The sequence below is a fragment of the Paenibacillus sp. FSL H7-0350 genome (genome assembly GCF_038593195.1).
Lineage (GTDB): Bacteria > Bacillota > Bacilli > Paenibacillales > Paenibacillaceae > Paenibacillus_AQ.
In genome coordinates, this window is record NZ_CP151972.1 from 1,047,255 (window position 1) to 1,072,219 (window position 24,965).

A 24,965-nucleotide genomic window follows, 5' to 3' on the forward strand; every position below is an offset into this window, starting at 1 on the left:
GTCATCAGATCTGCACTCAATGGCTCTCTCGCTCCTCTATATTTATTTGGCCTTGTCCAGTATGGCGTTAGCACCGGAGATGAACTGCTCGCTTACCTGCGGAATGCCGGCCTGACCGAAGGAGATCTGCTCGCTGGCACTCTTGAAGTTCTTATCAATCTCCGAGAAGCCCTGCGGGTACGGCGGGTCAATATCACTGGAATGCTTGGAGACCACATCGATAAAATCAAAGATTAACTGCTCCTCTGCTGTAAGCGACGGCTTCAGCTGCTCCCGGACTGCGGAATTGACCGGCACTCCCCGTTCAGCCCCCAGAATAGCAGTGCCTTCCGGGTCATTGACCATGAAGTCGATGAGCTTCGCTACCTCCTTGGGATACTTGGTCTTGGCATTCCCGGAGATGAACTGGCCGGGCTTCAGATATTCGCCGATCTTCTGCTCGCCTTCCATATGGGGAATCACCTGCATCTTCAGCTTCTGGCTCTGATCCTTCAGCACATTCTGATAGGTAATCAGCTGGTTGGACCAGGCGAAATCAAGGGCGGACTGGCCAACGGACAGCGGCCGGGTCTCCAGCGCATTCGTCATCGCGGCAGTCACCTCTGCCGTTGTAGCACCGCCGCTGTCCCGCAGCCCCTGCCAGTAATTGAACCATTCATCGATGACCTCCTGTGAGACACCAAGCTTGTTCCCGGCGAACAGGCCGCTCCCGTTCTGGCGGACGAATACCTCGAAGATGTTCGTGGTGCCTGAAATATCCGGCGTCCCATAGTAGCCGTCGCCCTTCTTCTTAGCAATCGCATTTGACATCTCCGCAAAATCCTTCCACGTCCATGACTCCTGCGGCTCCGCAATTCCCAGCTCCTGAAGCACAGATGCATTATAGATGACGCCGGGAGCGTTCACTCCAAGGGTAACGGCATACAATTTGCTGTCAATGCTTCCTGCCGAGAGCATGCTGCTGTCATGGTCCCCGGTCCGCAGCGTTCCATCCTGGGTATAAGGCGTCAGGTCAAGCAAGGTGCCGCGCTTGGCGTAATCAGACAGGAACGCATAGTCCATCTGAATGATATCCGGAGCATTCGAGCCTGCTACCTGAGTAGACAGCTTATCGAAATAACCGTCCCAGCCGGAATATTCCGGCTTAATCGTGATGCCCGGATTCTTCTCCTCGAAGCGCTTGATCATCTTGGTGGTCAGATCGTGGCGTGTCTGTGAGCCCCACCAGGTCATGCGCAGCTCAATTGCAGGTGCCGAACCCTCTGATTTGGAAGAAGTCTTGGCTCCGTCCGGTGCATTCGCACCGCCGGATGAGCATGCAGCCGTAGTCATCAGCAATATTGAGCTTAGAAGCAGTACAAGTCCTTTGGTCCCCTTGATTGTCATCTGTTGCCTCCTCAAATTTGTGAAGTAAGCGGTTACATAAATGATTATACGGAACGCCCTGCATAGGGTAAATCCAGAAAAGTAAGGGGTTATATCAAATAAGTAAGACAAAAGCCAGCCGAAATCTTCCGGCTGGCCTGTAGTCCTGTTAAGTATGCATCTATTCCGTAGCAGTCTACTCTAGCTCTAGTCCCTTCGTTTCTTTCCCCATGAACAGTACCGCCAGGGCGCCGATTACAATGGTAACGAAGAAAATCATGAAGATGGAGCCGATCCCGACTGCCTTGCCGACCATCAGGCCGACCAGCGTAGGAGCAATAATACCGCCAATACGTCCAAAGGAGGTGGCGAGTCCCACACCTGTGGAACGGATCTTAGTCGGATACAGCTCAGGCGTATACGCGTACATCCCGCCCCAGGCTCCCAGATTGAAGAACGACAGGCAGATCCCGGCAGCCATCAGCATGCCCTCGGTCGTTGAATTCCCGAACCAAGCCGCGCTGACGGCTGTCAGCAGCAGGTAGATGACCAGTACGAATTTGCGGCCGTATTTCTCGATGAAATAGGCGGCGGTGAAGTAACCCGGTAATTGGGCGAGTGTCATGATCAGCACATACTCGAAGCTTTTGACCAGACTAAAGCCCTTCAGCACCATCACCGTCGGCAGCCACAGGAACATTCCATAATAAGAGAAGACCACGGTGAACCACAGAATCCACAGCATGATGGTCGAGCGGCGGTGCTCTGCCGACCAGACTGCCGCTATACGCTTCTTCAACGGCACTGGAGGAGCTTTCTTGATCTCCGCGAACTTCGGTGAGTCATCGATTGCCCTGCGCAGATAGAGCGCATATAGCGCCGGTACCGCCCCAATGGCGAAGGCGACCCGCCAGCCGTAATCCGGAATGACGAAGTACGCAATCAGCGCCGACAGAATCCAGCCGAGCGCCCAGAAACTCTCGAGCAGCACAACAGCCCTGCCTCTTTCCTTAACCGGCATGCTCTCGGATACCAGTGTCGAAGCCACCGGCAGCTCTCCGCCCAGCCCGAAGCCGGCAATGAAGCGCAGCACGCACAGTACTGCATAGCCTGCGGCGAAGGCCGACAGTCCGCTTGCAATCGAGAAGATCAGCAGCGTCCAGAGCAGCACTGATTTGCGGCCGAAGCGGTCCGCCATAATCCCGGCTGCAGCTGCACCGACGGCCATCCCCACTGAGTTAATGCTGGTTAAATAGCCGATCTTTTCCGGTCCCAGCGACCATTCCTTGGCCAGTGCAGCCACGACGAACGAGATCATCCCTACATCCATCGCGTCGAACATCCAGCTTAGACCTGCACTGAAGAGCAGCTTCCGCTGCTTCGGATTCTGCAGCAGCGACATTTGATTCCACATGACTTAAGGCCCCTCTCCCCTGATTCCCGCTAATCCAATAATTCCTGAATAGTATCACTTACACATTCTAGAAGCGGATGGTTCAAAAATCAAGGAATAACACCGCATTGAAATATTGCCGGGCCATCGCCTGAAAATAACAGGTCTGCACCGAGATCGCAGCGATCAGCAGCATATTCTGCACCGCATCCCGCTGCCCTCTGCTCAGGTGGCTGAGCCGCTTCATCATTCCGTCCATGGCCGACTTGATTCCGCTGTCCGATCTCCACTGATATTCCTTGGGATTCCCGGTCAAAGCCTGTCCCTCAGCCGGCATCGGGGAACGGCTCTTAATCTCCTCGAACAGCTCGGCATACCCGTGATACAGCTGGGCTGGCTCCACCAGATCGTCGTCATCACGTTCAGGCGCCAGGAACAGCATACGGAAGAGCTGCCTGATGCTCTCGAAATCAAGCGCAGCCTTCAGATCATCTATTATAAATAGAATGGCCGCCTGATTAATGGAGTACTTCTTCCCTTCACGCGGGGACCCGAGATATTCCTTGAAATCCCGCTTCACCCAATTCTGCATAGCAGAGACGGATAACGTGGAATACTCAATCAGTCCGCCAAGCGAAGCAATTTCACCCAGGGACAGCCCTTTGACGCCGCTGCCTTTGATCAGCTTTTGCAGAATCGGGGGGATATCCGTAGACAGAAAAGCGGGCAGACTTGTCCCCTCCCGCACCTCGTCACGGTGGAACTTCGTCCAGGCTTCCTGCAGAATATGGAGCGGCTTCCGCTCCGAGTTTGGCCCTAGAGACAGTAATAGTCCGGACATCTCTATCCGGCTAAGTGTAAAAGCTTCCATAGCTGGCAACCCTCCACCATTTGATATTTCACTGAAAAGTTCGTACAATAGGTTCATATGAACTCATAATATGAGTATAACCTATTTTAGGGACGAAAGGGATGGTAAAGATTATATGGGTATAGGACTTAGTTTGACGCTCGTGGCAATTTTGATTATTTTAACCGCATTTTTTGTAGCGACGGAGTTTGCAGTAGTGAGATTACGGGGAAGCCAGGTCAGCCAAATGGTGCTGGACGGCAAGAAGAACGCACTGGCAGTACAGCGGGTAGCCGCTAACCTGGATGGATATTTGTCCGCCTGCCAGCTCGGTATCACGATTACTGCACTCGGGATCGGGGCATTGGCAGAGCCTGCTTTTGAGCAGCTGCTCATTCCATTGTTTGATCTGGCTGGTGTGAGCCATAACGTTAGTAAGCCCATTGCTTTTGCATTGGCCTTCATTATCGCCACCTTCCTCCACGTCGTGGTCGGAGAGCTTGCACCGAAGACCGCCGCTATTAATATTCCGGAGAAAATTGGTCAGATTACCGCACCGCTGATTATTTGGTTCTACAGAATATTGTACCCTTTGATTTGGATTATGAACGGTTCCGCCAACCTGCTCGTCCGTATGTTCGGCATGAAGCCTGCCAGTGAACACGGCGACGCGCACAGCGAAGACGAGATCCGCCTGATCCTGTCCGAGAGCTATGAGAGCGGCAAAATCAACAAAGCGGAATACGGTTATGTTAACCGGATTTTCACCTTTGATGAGATGCTCGCCAAAGAAATTATGGTTCCCCGGACAGATATGGTATGCCTGTTCACCGATCATTCGCTGCAGGAGAATTTCGATATTATCCGCAAGGAGCAGTATACCCGCTTCCCTGTAGCTGACGGCAGCAAAGACAATATCATTGGTATGATCAATACCAAGCAGCTCTACCTGCAATACGATAACAATCCTGATTTCGATTTCAAAAGCCTGATCCTGCCTCTAGTGACCGTATCGGAAGTTACGCCAGTGAAGACCCTGCTGACCCGTATGCAGAAGGAGCGCGTGCATATCGCCCTGCTGCTGGATGAATACGGCGGCACCTCCGGCCTGATTACGATTGAGGACATTCTGGAAGAGATCGTCGGTGAGATCCGCGATGAGTTCGACGAGGATGAACGCAGAAATGTAGAGAAGCTGAGCGACACTCATTATCTGTTCGACGGCAATGTCTCTCTGCTGGAGGTCAAGGATCTTACGGGACTTGATTTCCATGATGATGAAGTCACCACAATCGGCGGATGGCTGTACAGTCACCTGGAAGAGCCTGTGGTCGGCAAAAGCCATCAATACGAGCATGTCACCCTGACTGTCCGTGAGATGAACCGCCACCGTATCCGCAAGGTGGAGATCCTGATCGATCTTCCGGTCACCGAAGATTCGGATGTACACAACGATTAAGGCGTACAGATAAGCTGCAACAAGTAAGGCGCTCCCCTTGAGTTACTGGGGAGCGCCTTACTTCATTCTTATAGTTAATGCAATTAACTATATACTTTACCCATATAGTATTCATCCACCCATTGCCCGTCTACCAGTAGCGATTTTTGCTTCAAGCCCTCGATTTCAAAGCCCTGCCCCTTATACAGCGCAACCGCCTGTTCATTATGCTGCATCACCGTAAGCTCCAGACGCACCAAGCCGCACTGCCTGGCCCATTGGTCCATTTCTTTGAACAATGCGCTGCCGATGCCCCTGCCCTGATACTGCTTCAGGATACCGGTAATAATATAAGCACTGTGTCTATTGCGGCTGAAGCTCCCTCCTTCGACTGACAGGTATCCTGCAAGCTCACCGTCTGCTTCTGCTCCCAGAATAAGCGAGTTCTCCGCTTGATGTAAGCCTCTAATCATGTCTTCCACCTGGGGAATGGCGCTCTGCCTCTCGCCCGGGGCCAGGAGCATAAAGGAGGTTTCCCCGTCCAGACGATGCTGGAGGGTCAACAGCGCCGCTGCATCCCCCGGGAGCAGTTCCCTTAGTTTTACGTTCATTCCCTTTCCTCCTGCAATAAAGAGCGAATCATATCTTTGTATAATTAACGTGATTAACAAATATAATTAACCCGATTAACTAAGTGACGGAGCGGCAGATCATCAGCACATTTCCGTCCGGGTCCTTGAAGTTAAACCAATGGTCATTCTCAATATCCGTAAGGATCTCCGCTCCGCTGGCTTTGACATAATCATAGGCGGCATCGATGTCCTCTGTAAGCAGATGGAAGGTTGGTACCTTCAGTACGGCCTCGGCTGTGAAAATAATGCTGTCCAGCACGATCCCCGGTCCCTGCATCGGCACATCATACAGATGCCCGAATAATACCTCGCCGTCCAGCGGCAGCCCCAGCAGGCTGCAATACCAGTTTTTGGACCTTTCGATATCACTAACCGGAATGAAGACAGCGCCAACCTGATTGCGTATCGGACTTGTCACAGCAGTATAGCCTCCTCATATAAGTGCAAGTTGTTGAATCCTATAGCCTATAATGATTTCGATAAAATATGTCAATATCCTGCCTGCTTGGTGAAGGGAATAGATGTTATGCTATAATCTTGTCAGATCCTATCCCTATTGTCAGGAGAATGAACTTGGCTAACCTTTTCTTTGGGCATCTGAAGCTGACGCCGCCCAAAATACTATCTCTCGGCTTTGTGGTCCTAATCGCTGCCGGAACCCTGCTGTTATCGCTGCCCGCTGCTTCCACCGGCGGAAGAATCTCATTCATTGATGCGCTGTTCATGGCAACCTCGGCGACCTGCGTAACCGGTCTTGCCGTTATCGACACGGGAACACAGCTCTCGACCTTCGGACAGATTGTGCTTCTCGTACTGTTCCAGTTCGGCGGTCTCGGCTTCGTAACGATGGCGACGCTGATCACTCTGGTGCTGAACAAACGAATTTCATTGAAGGAACGCCTCTTGCTACAGGAATCCATGAACCAGAACTCCATGCAGGGGATCGTCAAGCTGATCCGCCGGGTTCTGATCTATTCCCTGGTGATTCAATTAACCGGGGCCATTCTGCTGGCTGCCCGATTTGTAGTGGATATGCCGATAGGCAAAGCAGCTTATTATGGACTTTTCCATAGTATCTCTATCTTCAACAACGCGGGCTTCGATTTGTTCGGCGATATTCACGGGCCGTTCAGCGGCTTAACCCGCTATGTAGAAGATCCTGTTGTGAATATTACCTCCATGCTGCTGATCTTCCTTGGCGGAATTGGCTTCATCGTCTTATCCGATGTGATTGATTATCCTAAGCGCAAGCGGCTGATGCTGCACTCGAAGGTCGTGCTGGCGACCTCAGCCGTGCTGATTCTGGTCGGAGCCATTGTCTTCTTCTGGCTGGAGCTGAACGCTACACTGAAGCCGCTGCATGCCGGAGGCAAGATTATGGCCTCCTTCCTGCAGGCTATTACGCCCCGTTCTGGCGGCGTGACCACCATCGAGATTCCGCTGCTGCGGGAATCTACCCAGTTCCTGATGATTCTGCTGATGTTCATCGGGGCGGCTCCCGGATCCACCGGTGGTGGAATCAAGATTACCACCTTTGCCATTCTGGCCAGCACCGCCTACGCCAAGCTGCGGGGCAAAGAGGATATCGTCATGTTCCGCCACCGGATCTCGAAGGAGAATGTCTACAGAGCCATTACCATGACACTGCTCTCACTGATGCTGGTGGTTATCTCCACGATGCTTCTGTCCGTAACAGAGCGCGCAGATTTCCTGAGCGTACTGTTCGAGGCAGTGTCCGCCTTTGGCACCTCAGGCATCACCATGGGACTGACCACAGAGCTAACCACGATCGGCAAGGTGCTGGTGATCATTCTTATGTTCGTGGGCCGGACCGGGCCGCTTACCCTGGCCTATGCGCTCAAGCCGAAGAACAGCAAGGAGCTGTACCGTTACCCCGAAGGCAATATCACCATCGGCTAAGGGCCGGTAACTATTGAAAAAATGCGACCCTGCTCGTCCAAGGCAATCTGCCGGGACGGGGGTCGCATTTTTATATCCGCAAGTAAGCTTAAGCTTCCTCTTCCGGGATCTCCTGGGTATCCAGCGCTGCATCCAGCAGCTGATTGTACAGATCATCGTCATTCTCCAGCAGCGCATCCACTTCCAGGAACTGTTCCTCACTCCCCGGCTCACCGGCGAAGCTCAGGCTGTAATCCCATTCGGTTCCACGGGAACTGTAGAAAGTAATCTCATAAGGGGAACGGTGATTCTCTAATGTAAATACCGTTCTCCCCACAAAACTTCTATCCTCTACCCGTTTCATTTCTGCTTTGGTGATTTCCAGGTTCATCCTCTTTCCTTCCTTTCATCTGATCATGCCCACAATATCCAGTATAACATTGATATGTCAGCAATTCTCTTTCCTTTTGCGCTGTAATTGACTTTTTTCATCCGGCGGTTAATAATTTAGTACAATGCTTATATAGAGCTAAAAATAATGGTAATGGAGGAAATGTCAATGACTGAAACAGAGCTTCAGGACAAGCTAAGTAAATACGCTGATTTAGCAGTACAAATCGGTGTGAATGTTCAGCCGGGACAAATCCTGGTCGTGAACGCCCCGATCACTGCAGCCGAGTTCGTCCGCCTGATTACGGCCAAGGCGTATGCCATCGGCGCCAGCCAGGTTAAGGTGAACTGGAGTGACGAGTTCATCACCCGCCAGCAGTTCGAACATGCCGCACCCGAAGTATTTACCAAGGCCCCAACCTGGTTTGCCGGTGAAATGACCGAGTTTGCCGAGAACGGAGCCGCCTTCTTGTCGGTCATTGCCGAGAACCCGGATGCCCTCAAAGGCATTGATCCTGAGCGGATTGCGAACTTCCAGAAGACCCGGGGCGCAGCGCTTACGAAATACCGTGAATTGCAGATGTCCGACAAGGTTAGCTGGAGCATTGTAGCGATCCCGTCCCAGCCTTGGGCAGACAAAGTCTTCCCTGAAGTCCCTGCTGACCAGCGTGTAGACAAGCTGTGGGAGGCCATCTTCCATACTGTCCGTCTGGACCGTGAGGACCCTATTGCCGCCTGGCAGGAGCATCTCGACACACTTGAGTCGAAGGCAAATGTTCTTAACGCGAAAAAGTACGCCAGCCTGCATTACATAGCACCTGGAACTGACCTTAGCATTGAACTGCCTGAAGGCCATTTATGGGCGCAAGGGGACAGCATCAATGCCAAAGGTCATTCTTTTGTCGCCAACATGCCGACGGAAGAAGTGTTCACAGCTCCGCTGAAAACCGGCGTGAATGGTACGGTCCGCAGTACGAAGCCGCTTAGCTACGGCGGGAATGTGATTGATGGCTTCTCGATCACTTTTGAGCAAGGCCGGATTACCAGTGTAAGCGCTGAGCAGGGCCAGGAAGCTCTCGAATATCTGATCAGCCTGGACGAAGGTGCCAAATATCTGGGGGAAGTCGCACTGGTGCCGCATAAGTCGCCGATCTCGGAATCAGGCATTCTCTACTTCAATACCTTGTTCGACGAGAATGCCTCCAACCATCTGGCTATCGGCACCGCCTATGCCTTCTGTCTGGAAGGCGGCAAAGAAATGAACCAGGATGAACTGACCGCCCGCGGCCTCAACAACAGTGTGACTCACGTGGACTTCATGATCGGCTCAGCCGAGATGGATATCTACGGAATTACCGCTGATGGTACGCGCGAGCCGGTCTTCCAGAAGGGCAACTGGGCCTTTTAAACCCCCTTATAGACTAATGCATTTCATTAGATAACGAATGGAGCTGAAGCTATTGCTGGATTTCAACCAAAAGCTGGAGAATTATGCACTGCTCGCTGTAAAGATCGGCGTTAATATTCAACCCGGCCAGACCCTTGTCGTGAATGCGGATATCGTATCGGCTGAGTTGGTCCGCCTGATTGTACGCCAGGCCTATGAAGCAGGTGCGAAGCTCGTCAAGGTTAACTATTCCGATGAATTCGTCACCCGTACCCGTTATGATCTCGCACCGTCCGAGAGTTTCCTTGAGCCGCCGAAGTGGCAGGCTGATGAGCTGGAGGATCTGGCACGGGGCGGCGCGGCGTTCCTGACAATCATCTCCGCGAATCCGGACTTGCTTAATGGTGTTGATGCAAGCCGTATTGCGAACCATCAGAAGACCGCCGGTCAAGCTATGGCTCCTTACCGCGAGATGCTGATGGCTAATCAGGTCAGCTGGACCGGCCTAGCCTTCCCATCCGCCTCTTGGGCCGCAAAGGTGTTCCCGGACGCTGCGCCTGAGCAGCAGATCGAATTGCTCTGGGACGCCATCTTCAAGGCTGTGCGCGCAGACCAGGAGAATCCGGTGCAGGCCTGGAGTGTCCATCTGGCGGGCCTGAAGCAGCGCTGTGAGCTGCTGAACACCAAGAAATACCGCAAGCTGCACTACACGGCTCCGGGCACTGATCTGACGATCGAATTGCCTGAAGGCCATATCTGGTGTCAGGCCGGTGCGGTGAACAGCCGCGGAATGTCCTTCCTGGCGAACATTCCGACCGAGGAAGTGTTCACCGCTCCGCTGAAGAGTGGTGCGAACGGCACAGTCCGCAGCACGAAGCCGCTTAGCTATGGCGGCAACATCATCGACCGCTTCAGCCTGACTCTTGAGAATGGTAAAGTTACAGACTTTACTGCTGAAGTGGGCCAGGAAGCCCTCGCTTCCCTGCTGGCAATGGATGAAGGTGCTGCCTACTTCGGTGAAGTGGCTCTCGTGCCCTTCCACTCCCCGATCTCGGAGAGCGGTATTCTCTACTACACCACCCTATATGACGAGAATGCTTCCTGCCATCTGGCACTTGGCGCTTCCTACGCCTTCACCCTGCAGGACGGCATTAACATGACTAAGGAACAGCTGGTGGACAAGGGCATGAACCAAAGCCTCACCCATGTCGACTTCATGATGGGCTCCCCGGAGATGAACATCGACGGAATTGCCGATGACGGCTCCAAGGGCCCGATCTTCCGTAATGGAGACTGGGCGTAAGCTTAATCATTGTACTATGAATGAGACCCTGCTATTTCCTCTTGAGGAATGGCGGGGTCTTTGAGTTGAACTGAGATAAAGCAACCCAAACAGCCCAAATGTGAACATTCCGTCAAAGAATTTTCACAATATTGTTGAAATTAGTTCACAAATATGTCACAATACAATTATAGATAGTGTTTACAGTGCCAAATGAGGAAGATTGTAGTCCATGAAAAATCTAAGGAGGGAATTCTGATGAAAGAAGCTTTCAATCATGACAACACCGATTCTACGGAAACAGAACGTCTGGAAGTCCAGACTCCCAAAGACTTAAGTATCGTCGCCTCCGACGCCATCAAGTACACCGCTTATATCATGCTGCTGTTCGGATTCCTGTACTTCCTGGTTGCCTACCTTGGCCCTATGCTGTAAGGCTGCTTCAATATACACAAGATATGCAGGACAAACATATATTCGTAAGCGCTTACGGCCGGTCTGCTCCTGCGGGAATGAGATTAGCCGTTTTTATTTGTTCACCATCATAAAAAGTCAAAAACGGCAGCCCTCTTCACGTAGAGGACTACCGTTCTTTAAATGGATAGCAAAGGCATTTTTACTTATTTCCAGCCCAGCGCCTTGTTGATCCAGGCAACCGCCTCCAATGCCCATGCCTCTTCCATACGTGAACGCAGCCAGACTATCGCCTCTTCTCTCGATCCCTCAAAGGGCGGAATGCCAGCTTCATGCATCCAGTGCCCCGAGGTTTCAAAAGAGGTGCTGTTCCAGCCATTCGGCTCTCCGTCCGCATTCACCCGCTGCTTCACGCCGGAGATTACGATATCCAGAGACCCTTGCAGCTCCGTCACCGCATTGTCAAAAGCCGTCTTCTTCTCCTTGGCCTTCATATCCGCCATGGAGCGCAACTGGCGTGTCTCTATTCCCTCGTTCGCCCGGATAATCTCCAGCAGGGTCAGCGCTTCTCTCGTGGACAGGCCGCTCTTATACCGCTCCTCGAGAGACTGCTGAGGCCCGGCCGCTGCCAAGTACGCCGGAAGCCACTCGCGGGATACGAGCACGGCTTTTTTCTTGATGAATTTTCCGTAGCCGGCTAAGCCTTCTCCGGGAAATCTGACCCGCCAGCGCCAGGGGTCCAGCTCTGTATCGGTATGCCAATTCTCCGCCAGCGTCAGCCCGTTCACGGACGGATGCTCCGGGATCAGAGGGGCTAGCGGCACAATCCCCAGTCTGGCGACTACCTCAGCCATCTCTTCAAAGGTGGTTACATTCTCTTGCTTATCTGCTTCGCCCACGTAATTCAGCCTCCTAAATCAATCTGACTTGTACACCAAATTAAGCTTATCACTATAGACGAGCAAATTCACTTCAAAGTAATTTGTTTTAAAAATATACCATTCTCATCACAGCCAATCTGGAAATGATGGTCCTGTAAAATCCAGGCATCTGTTTTTTCAACAAAGAAATGAAAGGTTAATCACATTTTTTAACTTCCCCCCGATAGTTAGCCATTCTAAAACTGGCACCGCATCCACAAGAGGCTTTGGCATTAGGGTTATTCATGGTGAATCCGCCTATCATTCCGCTTTGTTCATAGTCAATTTCAAGACCGTTAATATATGGAATACTCTTCGTGTGAACTAATATACGGAATTTATCTTTATTGAACACCACATCCTCCTCTGTTTGCTGCTCATCCAAAACAAGGGTATAAGATAATCCGCTGCATCCCCCTTCTTCAACGCCTACTCTAAGAAAAGAGTGCCTTGTATCAGCATTTAACAAGATTTCGGCAATTTTCTCTGCTGCGATCTCACTGACCTCAATGTTCATCTTCATTCCTCCTATACAAGCTTAATTTAGTCTTGGCTACCCCAGTCCATTAGACAAGGTATGAATGTCGCGAGAGCCGCTCCTTTTGGTGTAAGTTCATACATGGTTCGTGTAGGACGCTGCGGACTGGTTCTCTTGACCAGATTATGATGTTGAAGCTCCTTTAAACGCTGAGAAAGGATTCTTTGCGTAATAGAAGGAATACTCCGGGTCATTTCGCTGAATTTCTTCGGACCGTAAGAAAGAGTGAATAAGATATGGATAGTCCATTTAGACCCGATGATGTCATAGGCTATAAAAAGTTTCTCCGTATCCTCAGTGGACAATGATATTTACACCCTCTTTCTTAGGAGCAGCTTTCCTGATAGATTGCGGTGAGATCCGGGTGCTGGCAATCATACTTATGACGATCAACAAGAGATGGAAGCCCATGGCTACAATTAAGCCGGATTGCAGTGACATTCCAGCAGCCTGACATACGACAAGGATAGAACCCCCAATCCCGATCACTACACCGGGTGTAAAAGAATCCGCAAATTGCAGATTTGCCGAGGTTTGGCCCGCACCGCCTTCCCCGGCTTGGGAAAAGGCTACAACACCGCTAACCGGATGTGCCAATCCAATACCGACCCCGGCGATAATCTGACCCATAACGGCAACGGCAACAGAAACAACCGGTATCCAAAAAACGATGGCAATCCCTACGGCAAGCAGAAATACCCCCAGAATGATTCTCATATGACGTCCCCGGCCCTGATCTGCCGCATCCCAACGCCCTTGCAGATACGAAATGATACACCAGCTTAATGCTGCACTCGCTACGATTAAACCCGCCTGAGAAGGGGTTATTCCTTTCACCTCAATGAGGGCCAATACCAGGAAATTCTGTGTGCTGGCATAGGCAGCGAAGAACAATCCGCGTGTTGCCAGAATCGCCGGCATCCCTCTCCGCAGCGTAAGTGTTCCCTTCGGCAGCAATTGACGGAGCGGTACTATCATACCTGCGAGGCCAATCAGGGCGAAGACAAATCCCTTCATACCCGGAAGCATACTTAGACCAACCAGGAAAAGGCCAGTACCCATCGTTAAGAGTAACGCCATCCAAGTAGATGAAGATCCGCTAGCCCCTCCCGACTGCTGCACTTTCAATTTCCTGAAAGCCGGTAAACTAAGCACCGCTGAAACAACCAGTACAGGTAAAATCCCCCAGAAAACAAACCGCCAGGACCACTGATCTGCTATAAGACCTGCTACGTATGGACCGAGCATAGACGGAAGAACATAGGCTGTTCCAAAGGCTCCAAGTATTTTGGCACGTAATTCATCCGGGTAACTTAAGGAAATAGCCGTATACACACAAGTCATCATAGCTCCGGCACCCAAACCTTGCAGGGCCCGTGATCCAATCATGATATACATATCTCCTGCTGTTGCCGCAGCGACCAGTCCTGCGATAAACAATAGAAGTGCATAAGTGAATGGTGCAGCAGGGCCTCTTTTATCTATGATTCGACCGACGACCAGCGTTCCGATAATCTGCGCAAGCAGATACGTACTGAATATCCACCCGAACAGGCTAAGACCGTTCAAGTCTCCAGCAATCGAGGGAGCAATGGTGGTTACGGACAGACCTTCGAATCCCACGGCCATCACTGACAAGATAATTCCTATGGATAGTGCAAAGTAACGCGGGCTGAAAATACTTTGATGATTAGACGGCATGAATGGTGACCTCCAAGAAAGTTTGGTATGTATACATCGTATCCGGATACTTAGTAAACATTTTTGTTTATAATGTCTACGCTACAGTCCGCCTTTGACTTTGTCAACATTTTTATTTAAAATGTAGGGAGTGATGCAGCTTCAATAGCTGCAAAAAGGAGGCGCACCATGAGCCCGAATCAAATCAAAAAGGATGTCTCCACCAGTACCCGAAGAGCGATCATTAATCTGTTAAAAGAGCGTGGGGGCTTGGATGTTATGACCCTCTCCTCTCAATTTTCGCTGTCTGGAATGGCTATTCGCCAACATTTGAATGCGCTGAAGGAAGAAGGATTGGTTACGAATGTGGAAGAAGCGCGTCCCATGGGCCGGCCCACCAAGCTATGGATATTAACACCCGCGGCTAATCGTTTTTTTCCAACCGGCTATTCGGATTTATCCATCAGTCTCATTCAGTCGATGAAAGAAGCTTTTGGTAACGAAGGGTTGGACAAGCTGCTGGATGTTCGAAATAAAAAGATGCAGGCACAATATCTCCAGCATCTTGGTGCGGCATCGGATGTTAGAGAGAAATTGGAGAAACTGGCCGAGATTCGAACGAATGAAGGTTATATGGCCGAGGTGAAGGAGCAGGAGGATGGCAGTCTCTTATTCATCGAGAAACATTGCCCGATCTGTGAAGCGGCGGCTGTATGTACCGGGTTATGCAAGAATGAATTGCATTTATTTAAAACCGTTCTAGGGGATGATGTTCATATTGAACGGGGGGAATACATTTTAAAAGGAGGAAGAAACTGCATTTACACCGTTAGGCCAAATCAGCCGTAACAACAAAGAGCAACCTCACTCAGAGATTGCTCTTTGTTGTTATTTCAGGCTTGCTGCGTCCGATCCCATACAGCGGATTCCCGCAATATAGGTGTTGATCAGCCGGGTAAGAGTGACATTCAGGTCCAGCGGCATTCCAAATCCGCCTTGATGCTCCAGGGTGGACAATCCATGCAGAATACTCCGCAGTCCACGGACAGCATGCAGATTGCCTTCCTCATCCAAGCCGAACGCGGATATCAATTGAATGATGAGCGACAGGATCTTCCCGCCCGCCGCTTCCAGAGCGGTGTCTCCCGGTTCGGGTGCCTGTAGCGTCGTCGTGTACAGCCCCGGGTGTGCTCTGGTGAATCTGATATAGGCCTGACTCATCGCATGTACCGCAGCTTCTCCGCTAAGCCCCTCCGTTGCCTCCGATATGACCTCATACAGTTGCTCCAGACCATATACCGCCATCAGTGTACGCAGCCCCGCCAGCCCGTTGATGTGATTATAGAGTGACGGGGAACGGACACCCAGCTTTGCGGCAAGTGCAGCCAGCGTCACTTCTTCAATCCCGTATTCATCCGCCAGTTCTGCGGCAGCCAGCACCAGCGTGTGTGTGTCCAGACCTGCTCTAGCCATGTACCCTCTCTCCTCCCTTTAATTGCCCTTCAGCCTCCGCAGCCGCCCGCTGCATCGCCTCTACCGGAGCTATAAGCAGATCACCGTGTCCTACCGCCAGTACAGAAGGGGCAAGATCAATCAGCCTGTAAGCACTGACCAGGGCCTGTTCGGGACTCCAAGTCGCCATGGCCGGAAAAGGAAACCAAGCGACCTTCTTGCCGGACACCGCCGTGGCCCGGAAGGTCTGGAATGCATCACCAACGATCAGCGCTCCACTGCGCCGGTCCTGAAAAGACATCGATCCCGGCGTATGTCCAGGAGTGCTGAACGCCATCAGCGAACCGATCCTATCGCCGTCATGCAGCAGAATGTCGGGCCTGGTTACTATTTTGGCGGGTACACTGCCCTTAATAGGAGTCTGTAGCTCACCTGCTCTTAACGAGCGGTCACCAGCCAACAATGCAGCATCCCGCTCCGAAATATAGAGTTTAGCCTCCGGCACCTGCTTCTTCAGGGCATCAAGCGCCCCGACATGATCCATATGACCATGAGTCAGGATGATGCGGGTCAGTGGCTTACCTAGCTTGGCGACCTGACTTAGAATGCCTTGCAGACTGTAGGACATTCCCGCGTCTATAAGGGTAAGCTCCTGTTCTTCTTCAATCAAATAGCAATTCACTGGAAAAATACGCGGCAGCCACGTAAGCTGATGCAAACTGCCTTCTTTTGTCACTCTCATTGTAACTTCCTCCTCAAAACTAATCTTATTAGTTTAAATATAAACTAATAAGATTAGTTTAGCAAGAGATATTTACTCATACGAAGTGACCTGGTTAGACAGCGGTGTTGCGAACATCTTTGCTCATGCACGTTGTGGTCGGTTTTTCGATTACATTCTGCACACACGCCTACGCCACGCCCAATGTGATCGGTTTTTCGATTACATTTACCTCACGCATCCCTGGTATTATCCCCTTGAAGTAGACACTCGAAAAAAACCTCATGTGTTAACATGAGGAAATGAGTGAACTTGGAGGGGATTTTGGTATGGCCAAAAAGGGACAAGTATTTCAATCGTACACAGAGGAATTCAAGAAAGAGGCCATTCAAGCCTATTGTACAGGAGGTGAGAGCTATAAGGTCGTCTCCGACAGGTTGGGAATTGTGAACTGTACCCAGCTTAAAGTATGGGTAAAGAAATATCGGAATGGGGAGCCACTCGATACACAAAAAGGGGCAACAAGCCCTTTAAAAGGACGTCCACGTTCTACATTTGCCAGTATAGAAGAAGAACGAGATTACTTAAAGGCACAGGTGGACTACTTAAAAAAGCGGTATCCAAATCTGTAAAGGGAGGGAAGCTTGGACTACATGACAAATACGCCGTCATTGAAGAACTACGTGACCAACATCGCATCACCCGCCTATTAGCCATTGCAGAGGTATCGCGGGCAAATGACTACAAGTGGCGAGGTGCACAGGTTCGACGAATGGATGCCTATGAGCAAGAGCACGCCATGAAAGAGCATATGGTAGCTATTCACCTGGCTCATCCCTATTTCGGGTACCCTCGAATGCAGGCAGCCCTGCGGGAGGCAGGCTACCTCGTCAACCACAAGAAGGTATGGAGGCTCATGAAAGAGCTATCGATCCAGTCCGTCATTCGCAAGAAAAGGAGTCGTGCGCGCTCTGCTCCTTCCGTGGTCTACCCGAACCGATTAAAGCGTAAGTTTCATGCGACAGCACCTCAGCAGAAGCTAGTAACGGACATCACGTATATCTCAGACGGCACCCGCTTTTATGATCTGTCTGCGATTCAGGACCTCTTTAACAATGAGATTGTAGCTTGGCAGATCTCGGAGCGAAACGACGTAAACCTCGTCATGGATACGGTTGAACAGTGGACGCGGAAAAGAGACGTGTCTGAGGCCGTGCTCCATTCGGACCAAGGCTTTCAGTACACGTCTCAGGCGTACAACACACGATTAGAGGCATTCGGCGTCAAGGGCAGCCACTCTCGCAAAGCAACCTGCCTGGATAACGCCTGCATCGAATCCTTCTTTTCGCATCTGAAGACAGAAAAGTTGTACCTTCACCAGTGTAAGTCAGAAGCAGAGATTCATCAAGCAGTTGAGGAGTATATCTACTTTTACAATTACCAACGTTTTCAGGCGAAACTGAAACAGCGCGCGCCGATTGAGTATCGACACGCGCTGGCTGCTTAGTTTTTTCTTCTGTCTACTTGACAGGGGTATGACCATCCCTTTCCGGCCCATTATCCTTCAAACAGCAAAAACACCATCCGCAATGGATGGTGTCTTGAACTATCAGCATTACCAGTGTTATCGATTTTGTCTATGCCCGTCTGTACCAGTCTCCCGATCAGCCAAACCGGCCCATAATGTATTCCTGCGTCATCTGGTTCTCGGGGTTCGTGAAGACCTTCTCGGTCTTGTCATATTCCACCAGGGAGCCGAGATAGAAGTAGGCGGTGTAGTCCGAGATCCGCGCGGCCTGCTGCATGTTATGGGTGACGATCACGATGCGCAGCTCCTCCTTCAGCTCCTTGATCAGCTCCTCCACCTTACCGGTTGATACCGGGTCAAGGGCCGAAGCCGGCTCATCGAGCAACAGGATCTGCGGGTTGACCGACAGCGCGCGGGCGATACACAGACGTTGCTGCTGTCCGCCAGATAACGCCAGAGCGGAATCCTTCAAGCGGTCTTTGACCTCGTCCCACAGGGCGGCGCGGCGCAGGCTGCTCTCCACGATTTCATCCAGCGCCTGTTTGCCCTTGATGCCATGATATTTCGGGCCGAAGGCGATATTGTCGTAGATTGATTTATAGAACGGATTGGGCTTCTGCCAGACCATGCCGATCTTTTGCCGCAGCTTGATTACATCCGTGCCTGTAGCATTGATATCGACACCGTCAATCCAGATGCTGCCCTTGGTCGTAGAGCCGGAGATATCGTCATTCATCCGGTTCAATGAACGGAGAAAGGTGGATTTCCCGCAGCCCGACGGGCCGATCAATGCGGTAACCGTATTCTGCGCAAAAGGAAGGCTAATCCCCTTCACCGCCTCATACGTCCCATAATAAATACTCAGATCCTCCGTTTGAAATGATTCGCGCACCACTGGTTCCGCTATTCCCATCTCTTACTCCTCCTAAAAGTTCTGATAGCTTACACGTTCCGACTCTTCTACGCAAAACCCGCTTCGGAAGCCTGTGTCCTCCCTCTGCCTAACAAGCCTAGCTCATTCTCTTGGATGCAGTAAGCTTGCGGTAGATGAATCTGCCGAAATAACGGGCAGCCAGATTGAAGATTAATACGGTCAGCACCAGGACGGCTGAAGCGCCCGCTGCGATCTGAAGCGCATCCGGTGCCAGGCCTTCACTGTTGACCTTCCAGATATGCACCGCCAGCGTCTCCGCCGGACGGAACGGGTTGAGCGGTGAGGAAGGGCTCAGCGGATTCCAGTTGCTGAAGTCCAGGCGCGGGCTGCTCATCCCTGCGGTGAACATCAGCGCAGCCGCTTCGCCGAACACACGGCCAGCCGACAGAATCGTACCGGTGATGATAGTCGGCAGCGCTACCGGGAGCAAGACCGAGGTAACGATTTTCCACTTGGATAATCCGAGCGCGAAGCCCGCCTCCTTCTGCTGCTTAGGCACTGTGCGGAAGGCTTGTTCCGTAATACGCACCATCAGCGGAAGGTTGAAGAAGGTTAGCGCGAGCGCACCCGAGATCAGGGAGAAGCCGAGATTGAAGGTGTTGACGATCAGCAAGAGACCGAACAGACCCACGATGATCGACGGGAAGGAAGACAATACCTCCACGACCAGACGGATGAAGTTGGTCAGCTTGCCGGGACGCGCATACTCCGCCATGAAGATTCCGGCACCCAGCCCCAGCGGCACGGTGATAATCAAGGTCAGCACCAGCAGGAACAGGGAGTTGAACAGCTGCGGCCCGACGCCTCCGCCTGCGCGGATCTTTTGCGGCGCCGAGGTCAGGAAGTCCCAGCTAATATGATTGAAACCGCGGATCAGGATATATCCGAGTAAGCTAACCAGGATGGCTACGATCAGCAAGGCCAGGGTTACTATAACGGCAGTGGCTACTTTGTCAGCAGTTCTAGGCTTCAAATTTTATTTCTCCTTTCGAGCATTCTCACCAGCAGGACGAATACAAAGGTCATCAGCATCAGCACCAGCGCCATACTCCACAGCGCATTGTTCTGCGGTGAACCCATCGTTGTATTCCCCATACCCAGCGTGATGACACTGGTAAGTGTGGACGCAGACTCGAATAGTGAGTGAGGCACGAACGGCGCGTTACCGATAACCATCTGCACAGCAAGAGCCTCGCCGAAGGCGCGGGCCATACCAAGCACTACACCCGTCATAATCGCAGGGAAGGTCGTCGGGAGAATGACCCGGGAGATCGTCTGCCAGCGTGTGGCACCGAGCGCAAAGGATGATTCTTTCAAGTTTTGCGGCAATGAAGCAAGCGCGTCTGCAGCCACGCTGGTAATCGTCGGCAGAATCATGACCGACAGCACTAGCGCGCCTGCAGCCACCCCGATGCCCTGTCCGGGCAGCGTATCCCGCAGAAATGGAACAATGACGCTTAAGCCTACGAAGCCGTAGACAACGGATGGAATACCTGACAGTAGCTCAATGACCGGCTGCAGCAGCTTTTTACCCCAGCCCGGTACAATCTCCGTCATGAAGAGCGCCGCGCAGATGCTGAGCGGACTTGCGATAAGCGCAGCCAGCAGGGTAACCAGGAAGGAACCCGAGATGAACGGGAAGGCTCCATAGGATGGCGTGTCTGCTTCAGGCGACCACTTCGTGCCGAACAGGAATTCTGAGACCTTGACCTCACCGCTCACGAAGTTGGCCACGCCTTTGGAGGCTACGAAATAGACCATGGATACAATGATGACAATGAGCAGCAGCACGCAAAAGGACATATAAATACGTCCGATTAAATTTTCTATATGATGTTTTTCCAGCCGCTTGTTAGTTGGTTGTCCCCTCAAGATGCTCCCTCTTTCTAAAGTGAAAAGAGAGGCAGAAGAGATCCGCCTCTAATCACATTAAAGTTTAAATCCAATCCTAACTGTGAACCGGTGAAGCTTATTTAGGTGTTACAGTACCTGCCACATCACGCGATACCTGCATTTTGGAAGCCGGGATGTAGCCAAGCTCTACAACGTCTCCAGTCTGTACTTCATCCGTCAGGAAGTAATCCAGGAACGCTTTTACAGTCTCATTAGGTTCACCGTTAGTGTACATGTGCTCGTAAGCCCACACCGGATATTTACCGGCCACTACATTGTCTACAGAAGGCTCAACGCCGTCATAGTTCAAGGTTTTTACAGAATCATCGAGGTAGGACAGTGCCAGATAACCGATCGCTCCCGGTGTTTCGCCGATCATTTTCTTAACTGTACCGGAGGAATCCTCTTGAATCGAGCCCTTCAGATCCTCGGTTTTGGTGCCAAGAGCGAAGCTCTCGAAGGTAGCACGGGTACCTGAGCTTGCCGGACGGTTGATGATCTGGATGGCCTGGTCTGCGCCGCCGACCTCTTTCCAGTTCGTGATTTTACCTGTAAAAATATCTATCAGCTGCTGCTTGGTCAAGCTGTCTACGCCTGCCTTCGGGTTGCTAACTGCTGCAATCGCTACAACCGCTACCTGATGATCAACAAGCTCAGCCGCTTTTGCCGCATCCTTCAGCTTCTCTTCAGCAAATACATCTGAGTTCCCGATATCGACTTGCTTCTCAGAGACCTGCGTCAAGCCGGTTCCGCTGCCGCCGCCTTGAACCTGAATGTCTACGCCTGCATTAGTCTTCATGAACTCCTCAGCTACCTGCTCTACGAGCGGCTGAAGTGCTGTGGAGCCTGACGCCAGAACCGAACCGCTTAGCTTCGTACCGCTGCTGGATTCTGTGTTTGTGGCAGCTGGTGTATTTCCTCCGGTATTGGTTGTTGCCTTATTTCCCCCGTTGTTTCCGTTGCCGCATGCTGAAAGTGCCAGTACGCTGGTAAGAGTCAAAGCCATGATCCACGATTTTTTGAATTGCATTGTTTTTTTTCCTCCTAAAGGTTTTGTGAGTGTCTGCTGCGTTCCATCTGCTTCGTACAAAACTCACTCGGGAAGCATTATTGTGTGTCTATCAGCGTCTCTTCTGACTCTTCTTATTCTAGGACCCGTTCGTTAGATAAAAGTACTGAGTTTGTAAACCGGAGGATAAAAGTTATAATATAAATTAAATAGTTAAATAGATAAAATCTATATCGAAACAACAATAGGGGTTTTTTTGCCCCATCCCCGGAGGAATCTTCATGAACCTTGTAAAGCTGCAAATCTTAGTTCTCATCGAAAAATATAAAAAAGTAACAGATGTAGCTGCCGAGATGAACCTTAAGCAGCCTACTGTCTCCTTCCATATGAAAAGTCTGGAGAGTGAGCTGGGCGCTTCCCTGTTCCAGTACCGGAGCGGCCGGGTCCTGCTGACGGATGCCGGACGGGCCTTGTATCAATATGCGGTCCGCATTGTCTCGCTAAGCGCGGAGGCCGAGCGGACGGTCAAGCAGTTCACCTCGCTCGCCTCGGGAAATCTGGAGCTTACCGCCAGCGATATCCCTGCCAGTTATCTTGTGCCCAAACTGCTGTCCCAATTCACACAGCAGCATGACGGGATCGATATCTATCTGTCCGTGCTCCCGGATGACGTCATCCGGGAGCGTCTGCGCAGCCGGGAGATCCAGCTCGCCGTACTGCACAGTGCAGAGGGGCAAGACGATACCTTCCATACGCAAGTGATTGCTGATGAGGAGACGGTGCTGGTCTTTGCGCCGGAGCATCCCTTTGCCGGGGAGCAGGAGCTGACCGCCCAAGCCGTTGCCCGCGAGCCCTGGGTGCAGCATGAAGCCGCCTCCTTCCTGCGCGGAATCTCTGACCAGTGGGCACAGCTTAATAATGTTAGGGTCTGGAACCATGCGGTGCTGGGCTCGCCGGAGGCAGTCAAGGGGATGCTGTACACAGGCCAAATGGTGGGGGTGTTCTCCCGTTCCGGGATTGAGGCTGAAGTTGCGGCGGGCCGTCTGGCCTACGCCAAGCTGCCGGGAATGCTTCCGGCTGACGGGTCCTTTGTGCTGGCTTGGCGCAAGGATTATACGCTCTCTCCGCTCCAGCAGGCTTTTGCCGGGATGGCGGCGGGTTATGTATGAAAAAACGGTATCCCCTGAGCGCCTGTGTAACTGCGCTAACGGGGATACCGTGTAGTGGTGAACCTTATTATCTTTTGACAGCGACCAGGGTGAAGGTCTTGGGAATTCCCTTATCGTACACATCTGACGACAGATTAGGCTCCTCCACCAGCTCTCTTATCACCAGTCCGCTGGCTGCGGCAGCAGTAACCAGCTCGCCCAGCGTCCAGCGCCGCCAGTAGACGACATTCGGTTTGACCGCCTCCGCCGCTGCTCCTGAGGACGGCATATATTTGGAATAGGACACCTGCTTCTCTTCAAGCGCCGTATCAAAATAATCCCCGCTCACCTTATGCTTGCGCACCTTGGCCGTCGACCCCTTGGAGGAGATCAGCTTGGTCGTTACCGGATGGAAATCCCGCAGCACGAACGTCCCGCCCGGTGCCAGCAAGCGGTAGGCCGTAGCCATGAACGGAGCCAAATCCGTAAAATAATGAACAATCCCCATTTCGGCAAAAACCGTATCATAAGAGCCGTTAAGATACACTTCGGGCAGCTCCAGGACATCCGACACGATATAATCAAGCTGTACCCCGGCCGCCTGCGCGAGTTCACCGGCATAACGGGCATTGGCCTCCGAGAAATCCGCGACAGTCACCTCAGCGCCCAGCAGTCCCAGCGCCACCGCTTTCATGCCGTTAGAGCCCATCAGATTCATGATCCTCCGGCCCTTCACTTCACCGAGATAGGTATTCAGCGGATACAGCTTCCCCGCAGGGTCCTTAGACAGCTTCTCCGCAGCCTCGGCAGGGGTTCCGAACCGGCTGGTCCAGGCCGCATAGGTATCCTCATTCCACAGCTCCTCGCTGGTAGGTGGCGCTTCCTTATTAAGGCCATCCGGTTCATTCTGATTAGGTTCATTCATTGCTTTCGTTACCCCTTTATCTATGTTCTATAAAATGTAATCAAACCGCCTAGGAAGCATTCGGCAGAGACTGCCGGAGCTTCAGCGCTTTCCTGCGCCCGGCATACAGATAGACGCCCAGCCCGGCCATGACCAGCACCCCGCCAGCCCACTGCAGGCCGCTAAGCTGCTCACCCAGCAGCAGGAATGCCAGAATGCTCGCGCCGACAGGCTCTCCCAGGATATTCATCGAGACAGTAGTCGCAGACGTATATTGCAGTAGCCAGTTGAACAGGATATGGCCGAAGACGGTTGGCACTACCGCCAGCAGGACGAAGATGCCCCATTCCCGGGCCGGATAATCGAAGAACGGTATGCCGGTCACGAGATTGTAGACGGCAAATACGATGGCCGCAGCGATAAATACAATCAGGCTGTACAGATAGGACGGCATACGCGCCACCAGCTTTTGTCCAAGCAGCATATGCGCGGCTACCGCTACGGTTCCGCCAACCGACAGCATGTCGCCCTTCAGATTCTCAGCAGACAAGCCAATGTCTCCCCAGCCGATAAAAGTAACGCCGAAGATGGCAATCGCCATCCCCAGAATGGCAAAGATCGAATTACGCTCTTTATACAGTATGTACGCACCGAACATAATGAATAACGGCTCCAGCGCCATAATCATCGTCGAGCTGGCTACCGAGGTATAACTCAGCGAACCCATCCACAGCAGAAAATGCAGGGCAAGCATGACACCGGACACTCCCAGCAGCAGCCAGTCCTTCCGCCGCAGCTGAAAGAGTGCCCCGCTATAGGGACGGGCGAACGGCAGCATCAGCAGCGAGGTGAACAGCAGCCGGTACATCCCTTGGACCGATACGGGCGCGGAGGACCATTTAATGAAGATAGAAGAAAAAGAGATGGCCACAATTCCGATTACCATCAAGAGAGGCACGGGAACGGGCGGTTTATTAGTACGCATAACAGAACGCCCCTTCATAGGATGTAAGACTCATTATGTTAATTTAACGTAAATCGGAGAAAAATGCAGCATTTTTTCATTTCCAACGCAAAACAAAGGCGCAGAATCCGCCTCTGACGGGTTCCATGCCATATATTTGTTCAAATATAAGAAATTATATGTTTCACACCATAACTTATCCTTCTATTTCTCGCTGAAACGGT

At 51.8% G+C, this 24,965-nt stretch carries 24 protein-coding genes and 1 pseudogene; 8 read left to right on the forward strand and 17 right to left on the reverse strand.

Annotation, left to right across the window (positions count from 1 at the left end; translation table 11 throughout):
* Window positions 1-42: 42 nt before the first annotated feature.
* The 3 genes from NYE24_RS04835 to NYE24_RS04845 all read right to left on the reverse strand — a co-directional run bounded on the left by NYE24_RS04835 (window position 43) and on the right by NYE24_RS04845 (window position 3,629).
* On the reverse strand, window positions 43-1,386 hold the full coding sequence (locus NYE24_RS04835) for an extracellular solute-binding protein (protein WP_342478206.1): 1,344 nt from the start codon (window positions 1,384-1,386) through the stop codon (window positions 43-45).
* Window positions 1,387-1,561: 175 nt separating this feature from the next.
* Window positions 1,562-2,779 carry an MFS transporter gene (locus tag NYE24_RS04840; RefSeq protein WP_342478207.1) on the reverse strand — a complete coding sequence of 406 codons (1,218 nt, stop codon included), beginning with the start codon at window positions 2,777-2,779 and terminating at the stop codon, window positions 1,562-1,564.
* 82 nt (window positions 2,780-2,861) lie between these two features.
* Complete coding sequence (locus NYE24_RS04845; protein WP_036695350.1) at window positions 2,862-3,629, reverse strand: DUF1836 domain-containing protein; 768 nt, start codon at window positions 3,627-3,629, stop codon at window positions 2,862-2,864.
* A 115-nt stretch (window positions 3,630-3,744) separates the two neighbouring features.
* On the opposite strand from NYE24_RS04845, the gene NYE24_RS04850 reads away from it, so the two are divergent.
* Window positions 3,745-5,067, forward strand: coding sequence for a hemolysin family protein (locus NYE24_RS04850; RefSeq protein WP_342478208.1), 1,323 nt, complete (start codon window positions 3,745-3,747; stop codon window positions 5,065-5,067).
* Window positions 5,068-5,150: 83 nt separating this feature from the next.
* Here NYE24_RS04850 and NYE24_RS04855 read toward each other — a convergent pair whose 3' ends face one another.
* Window positions 5,151-5,657, reverse strand: a complete 507-nt coding sequence (locus NYE24_RS04855) for a GNAT family N-acetyltransferase (protein ID WP_036695352.1) — start codon at window positions 5,655-5,657, stop codon at window positions 5,151-5,153.
* A gap of 79 nt (window positions 5,658-5,736) precedes the next feature.
* On the reverse strand, window positions 5,737-6,096 hold the full coding sequence (locus NYE24_RS04860) for a VOC family protein (RefSeq protein ID WP_076158048.1): 360 nt from the start codon (window positions 6,094-6,096) through the stop codon (window positions 5,737-5,739).
* Window positions 6,097-6,245: 149 nt separating this feature from the next.
* On the opposite strand from NYE24_RS04860, the gene NYE24_RS04865 reads away from it, so the two are divergent.
* A complete protein-coding gene (locus tag NYE24_RS04865; RefSeq protein ID WP_036695354.1) occupies window positions 6,246-7,598 on the forward strand; it encodes a TrkH family potassium uptake protein in 1,353 nt (450 codons plus the stop codon).
* Between the two features lie 88 nt (window positions 7,599-7,686).
* On the opposite strand, the gene NYE24_RS04870 is transcribed toward NYE24_RS04865, so the two are convergent.
* Window positions 7,687-7,968, reverse strand: a complete 282-nt coding sequence (locus tag NYE24_RS04870; protein ID WP_036695355.1) for a hypothetical protein — start codon at window positions 7,966-7,968, stop codon at window positions 7,687-7,689.
* Between the two features lie 162 nt (window positions 7,969-8,130).
* On the opposite strand from NYE24_RS04870, the gene NYE24_RS04875 reads away from it, so the two are divergent.
* From NYE24_RS04875 to NYE24_RS04885, 3 genes are all read left to right on the forward strand, one after another.
* Entirely contained in the window at window positions 8,131-9,375 is a 1,245-nt protein-coding gene (locus NYE24_RS04875) for an aminopeptidase (protein WP_342478209.1), read from the forward strand.
* A gap of 52 nt (window positions 9,376-9,427) precedes the next feature.
* Window positions 9,428-10,657 carry an aminopeptidase gene (locus NYE24_RS04880; protein WP_341025495.1) on the forward strand — a complete coding sequence of 410 codons (1,230 nt, stop codon included), beginning with the start codon at window positions 9,428-9,430 and terminating at the stop codon, window positions 10,655-10,657.
* 237 nt (window positions 10,658-10,894) lie between these two features.
* Window positions 10,895-11,071 (forward strand): hypothetical protein, encoded by a 177-nt coding sequence (locus tag NYE24_RS04885; RefSeq protein ID WP_342478210.1) that lies wholly within the window; start codon window positions 10,895-10,897, stop codon window positions 11,069-11,071.
* 185 nt (window positions 11,072-11,256) lie between these two features.
* On the opposite strand, the gene NYE24_RS04890 is transcribed toward NYE24_RS04885, so the two are convergent.
* From NYE24_RS04890 to NYE24_RS04900, 3 genes are all read right to left on the reverse strand, one after another.
* A complete protein-coding gene (locus NYE24_RS04890) occupies window positions 11,257-11,949 on the reverse strand; it encodes a hypothetical protein (RefSeq protein ID WP_341025497.1) in 693 nt (230 codons plus the stop codon).
* Window positions 11,950-12,127: 178 nt separating this feature from the next.
* Window positions 12,128-12,487 (reverse strand): iron-sulfur cluster assembly accessory protein, encoded by a 360-nt coding sequence (locus tag NYE24_RS04895; protein ID WP_179090456.1) that lies wholly within the window; start codon window positions 12,485-12,487, stop codon window positions 12,128-12,130.
* A 315-nt stretch (window positions 12,488-12,802) separates the two neighbouring features.
* Window positions 12,803-14,209: an MFS transporter gene (locus NYE24_RS04900; protein WP_342478211.1), complete on the reverse strand. Its 1,407-nt coding sequence runs from the start codon at window positions 14,207-14,209 to the stop codon at window positions 12,803-12,805.
* Window positions 14,210-14,377: 168 nt separating this feature from the next.
* Between NYE24_RS04900 and NYE24_RS04905 the strand changes: the two genes are divergently transcribed.
* Window positions 14,378-15,037, forward strand: coding sequence for an ArsR family transcriptional regulator (locus NYE24_RS04905; protein ID WP_341025500.1), 660 nt, complete (start codon window positions 14,378-14,380; stop codon window positions 15,035-15,037).
* Window positions 15,038-15,076: 39 nt separating this feature from the next.
* Here NYE24_RS04905 and NYE24_RS04910 read toward each other — a convergent pair whose 3' ends face one another.
* Window positions 15,077-15,661 carry a WHG domain-containing protein gene (locus NYE24_RS04910; protein ID WP_342478212.1) on the reverse strand — a complete coding sequence of 195 codons (585 nt, stop codon included), beginning with the start codon at window positions 15,659-15,661 and terminating at the stop codon, window positions 15,077-15,079.
* Window positions 15,654-16,382 carry an MBL fold metallo-hydrolase gene (locus NYE24_RS04915; RefSeq protein WP_342478213.1) on the reverse strand — a complete coding sequence of 243 codons (729 nt, stop codon included), beginning with the start codon at window positions 16,380-16,382 and terminating at the stop codon, window positions 15,654-15,656. The genes NYE24_RS04910 and NYE24_RS04915 overlap by 8 nt, the downstream gene beginning before the upstream one ends.
* A gap of 308 nt (window positions 16,383-16,690) precedes the next feature.
* On the opposite strand from NYE24_RS04915, the pseudogene NYE24_RS04920 reads away from it, so the two are divergent.
* Window positions 16,691-17,868 (forward strand): annotated as a pseudogene (locus NYE24_RS04920) (IS3 family transposase).
* A gap of 157 nt (window positions 17,869-18,025) precedes the next feature.
* On the opposite strand, the gene pstB reads toward NYE24_RS04920, so the two are convergent.
* The 4 genes from pstB to NYE24_RS04940 all read right to left on the reverse strand — a co-directional run bounded on the left by pstB (window position 18,026) and on the right by NYE24_RS04940 (window position 21,746).
* The gene (gene pstB / locus NYE24_RS04925) at window positions 18,026-18,802 is read right to left on the reverse strand and encodes a phosphate ABC transporter ATP-binding protein PstB (RefSeq protein ID WP_036695365.1); all 777 of its coding nucleotides are present in this window, start codon (window positions 18,800-18,802) and stop codon (window positions 18,026-18,028) included.
* 97 nt (window positions 18,803-18,899) lie between these two features.
* Window positions 18,900-19,796, reverse strand: a complete 897-nt coding sequence (gene pstA, locus NYE24_RS04930; protein WP_036695366.1) for a phosphate ABC transporter permease PstA — start codon at window positions 19,794-19,796, stop codon at window positions 18,900-18,902.
* Window positions 19,793-20,695: a phosphate ABC transporter permease subunit PstC gene (pstC, locus tag NYE24_RS04935; RefSeq protein WP_200869209.1), complete on the reverse strand. Its 903-nt coding sequence runs from the start codon at window positions 20,693-20,695 to the stop codon at window positions 19,793-19,795. The genes pstA and pstC overlap by 4 nt, the downstream gene beginning before the upstream one ends.
* A gap of 97 nt (window positions 20,696-20,792) precedes the next feature.
* The gene (locus NYE24_RS04940; protein WP_036695369.1) at window positions 20,793-21,746 is read right to left on the reverse strand and encodes a phosphate ABC transporter substrate-binding protein PstS family protein; all 954 of its coding nucleotides are present in this window, start codon (window positions 21,744-21,746) and stop codon (window positions 20,793-20,795) included.
* A 260-nt stretch (window positions 21,747-22,006) separates the two neighbouring features.
* Between NYE24_RS04940 and NYE24_RS04945 the strand changes: the two genes are divergently transcribed.
* Window positions 22,007-22,894: a LysR family transcriptional regulator gene (locus NYE24_RS04945; RefSeq protein ID WP_051493531.1), complete on the forward strand. Its 888-nt coding sequence runs from the start codon at window positions 22,007-22,009 to the stop codon at window positions 22,892-22,894.
* A 67-nt stretch (window positions 22,895-22,961) separates the two neighbouring features.
* On the opposite strand, the gene NYE24_RS04950 is transcribed toward NYE24_RS04945, so the two are convergent.
* Window positions 22,962-23,798 carry a class I SAM-dependent methyltransferase gene (locus NYE24_RS04950; protein ID WP_342478214.1) on the reverse strand — a complete coding sequence of 279 codons (837 nt, stop codon included), beginning with the start codon at window positions 23,796-23,798 and terminating at the stop codon, window positions 22,962-22,964.
* 49 nt (window positions 23,799-23,847) lie between these two features.
* Window positions 23,848-24,762 (reverse strand): DMT family transporter, encoded by a 915-nt coding sequence (locus tag NYE24_RS04955; protein WP_076158070.1) that lies wholly within the window; start codon window positions 24,760-24,762, stop codon window positions 23,848-23,850.
* Between the last annotated feature and the right edge of the window lie 203 nt (window positions 24,763-24,965).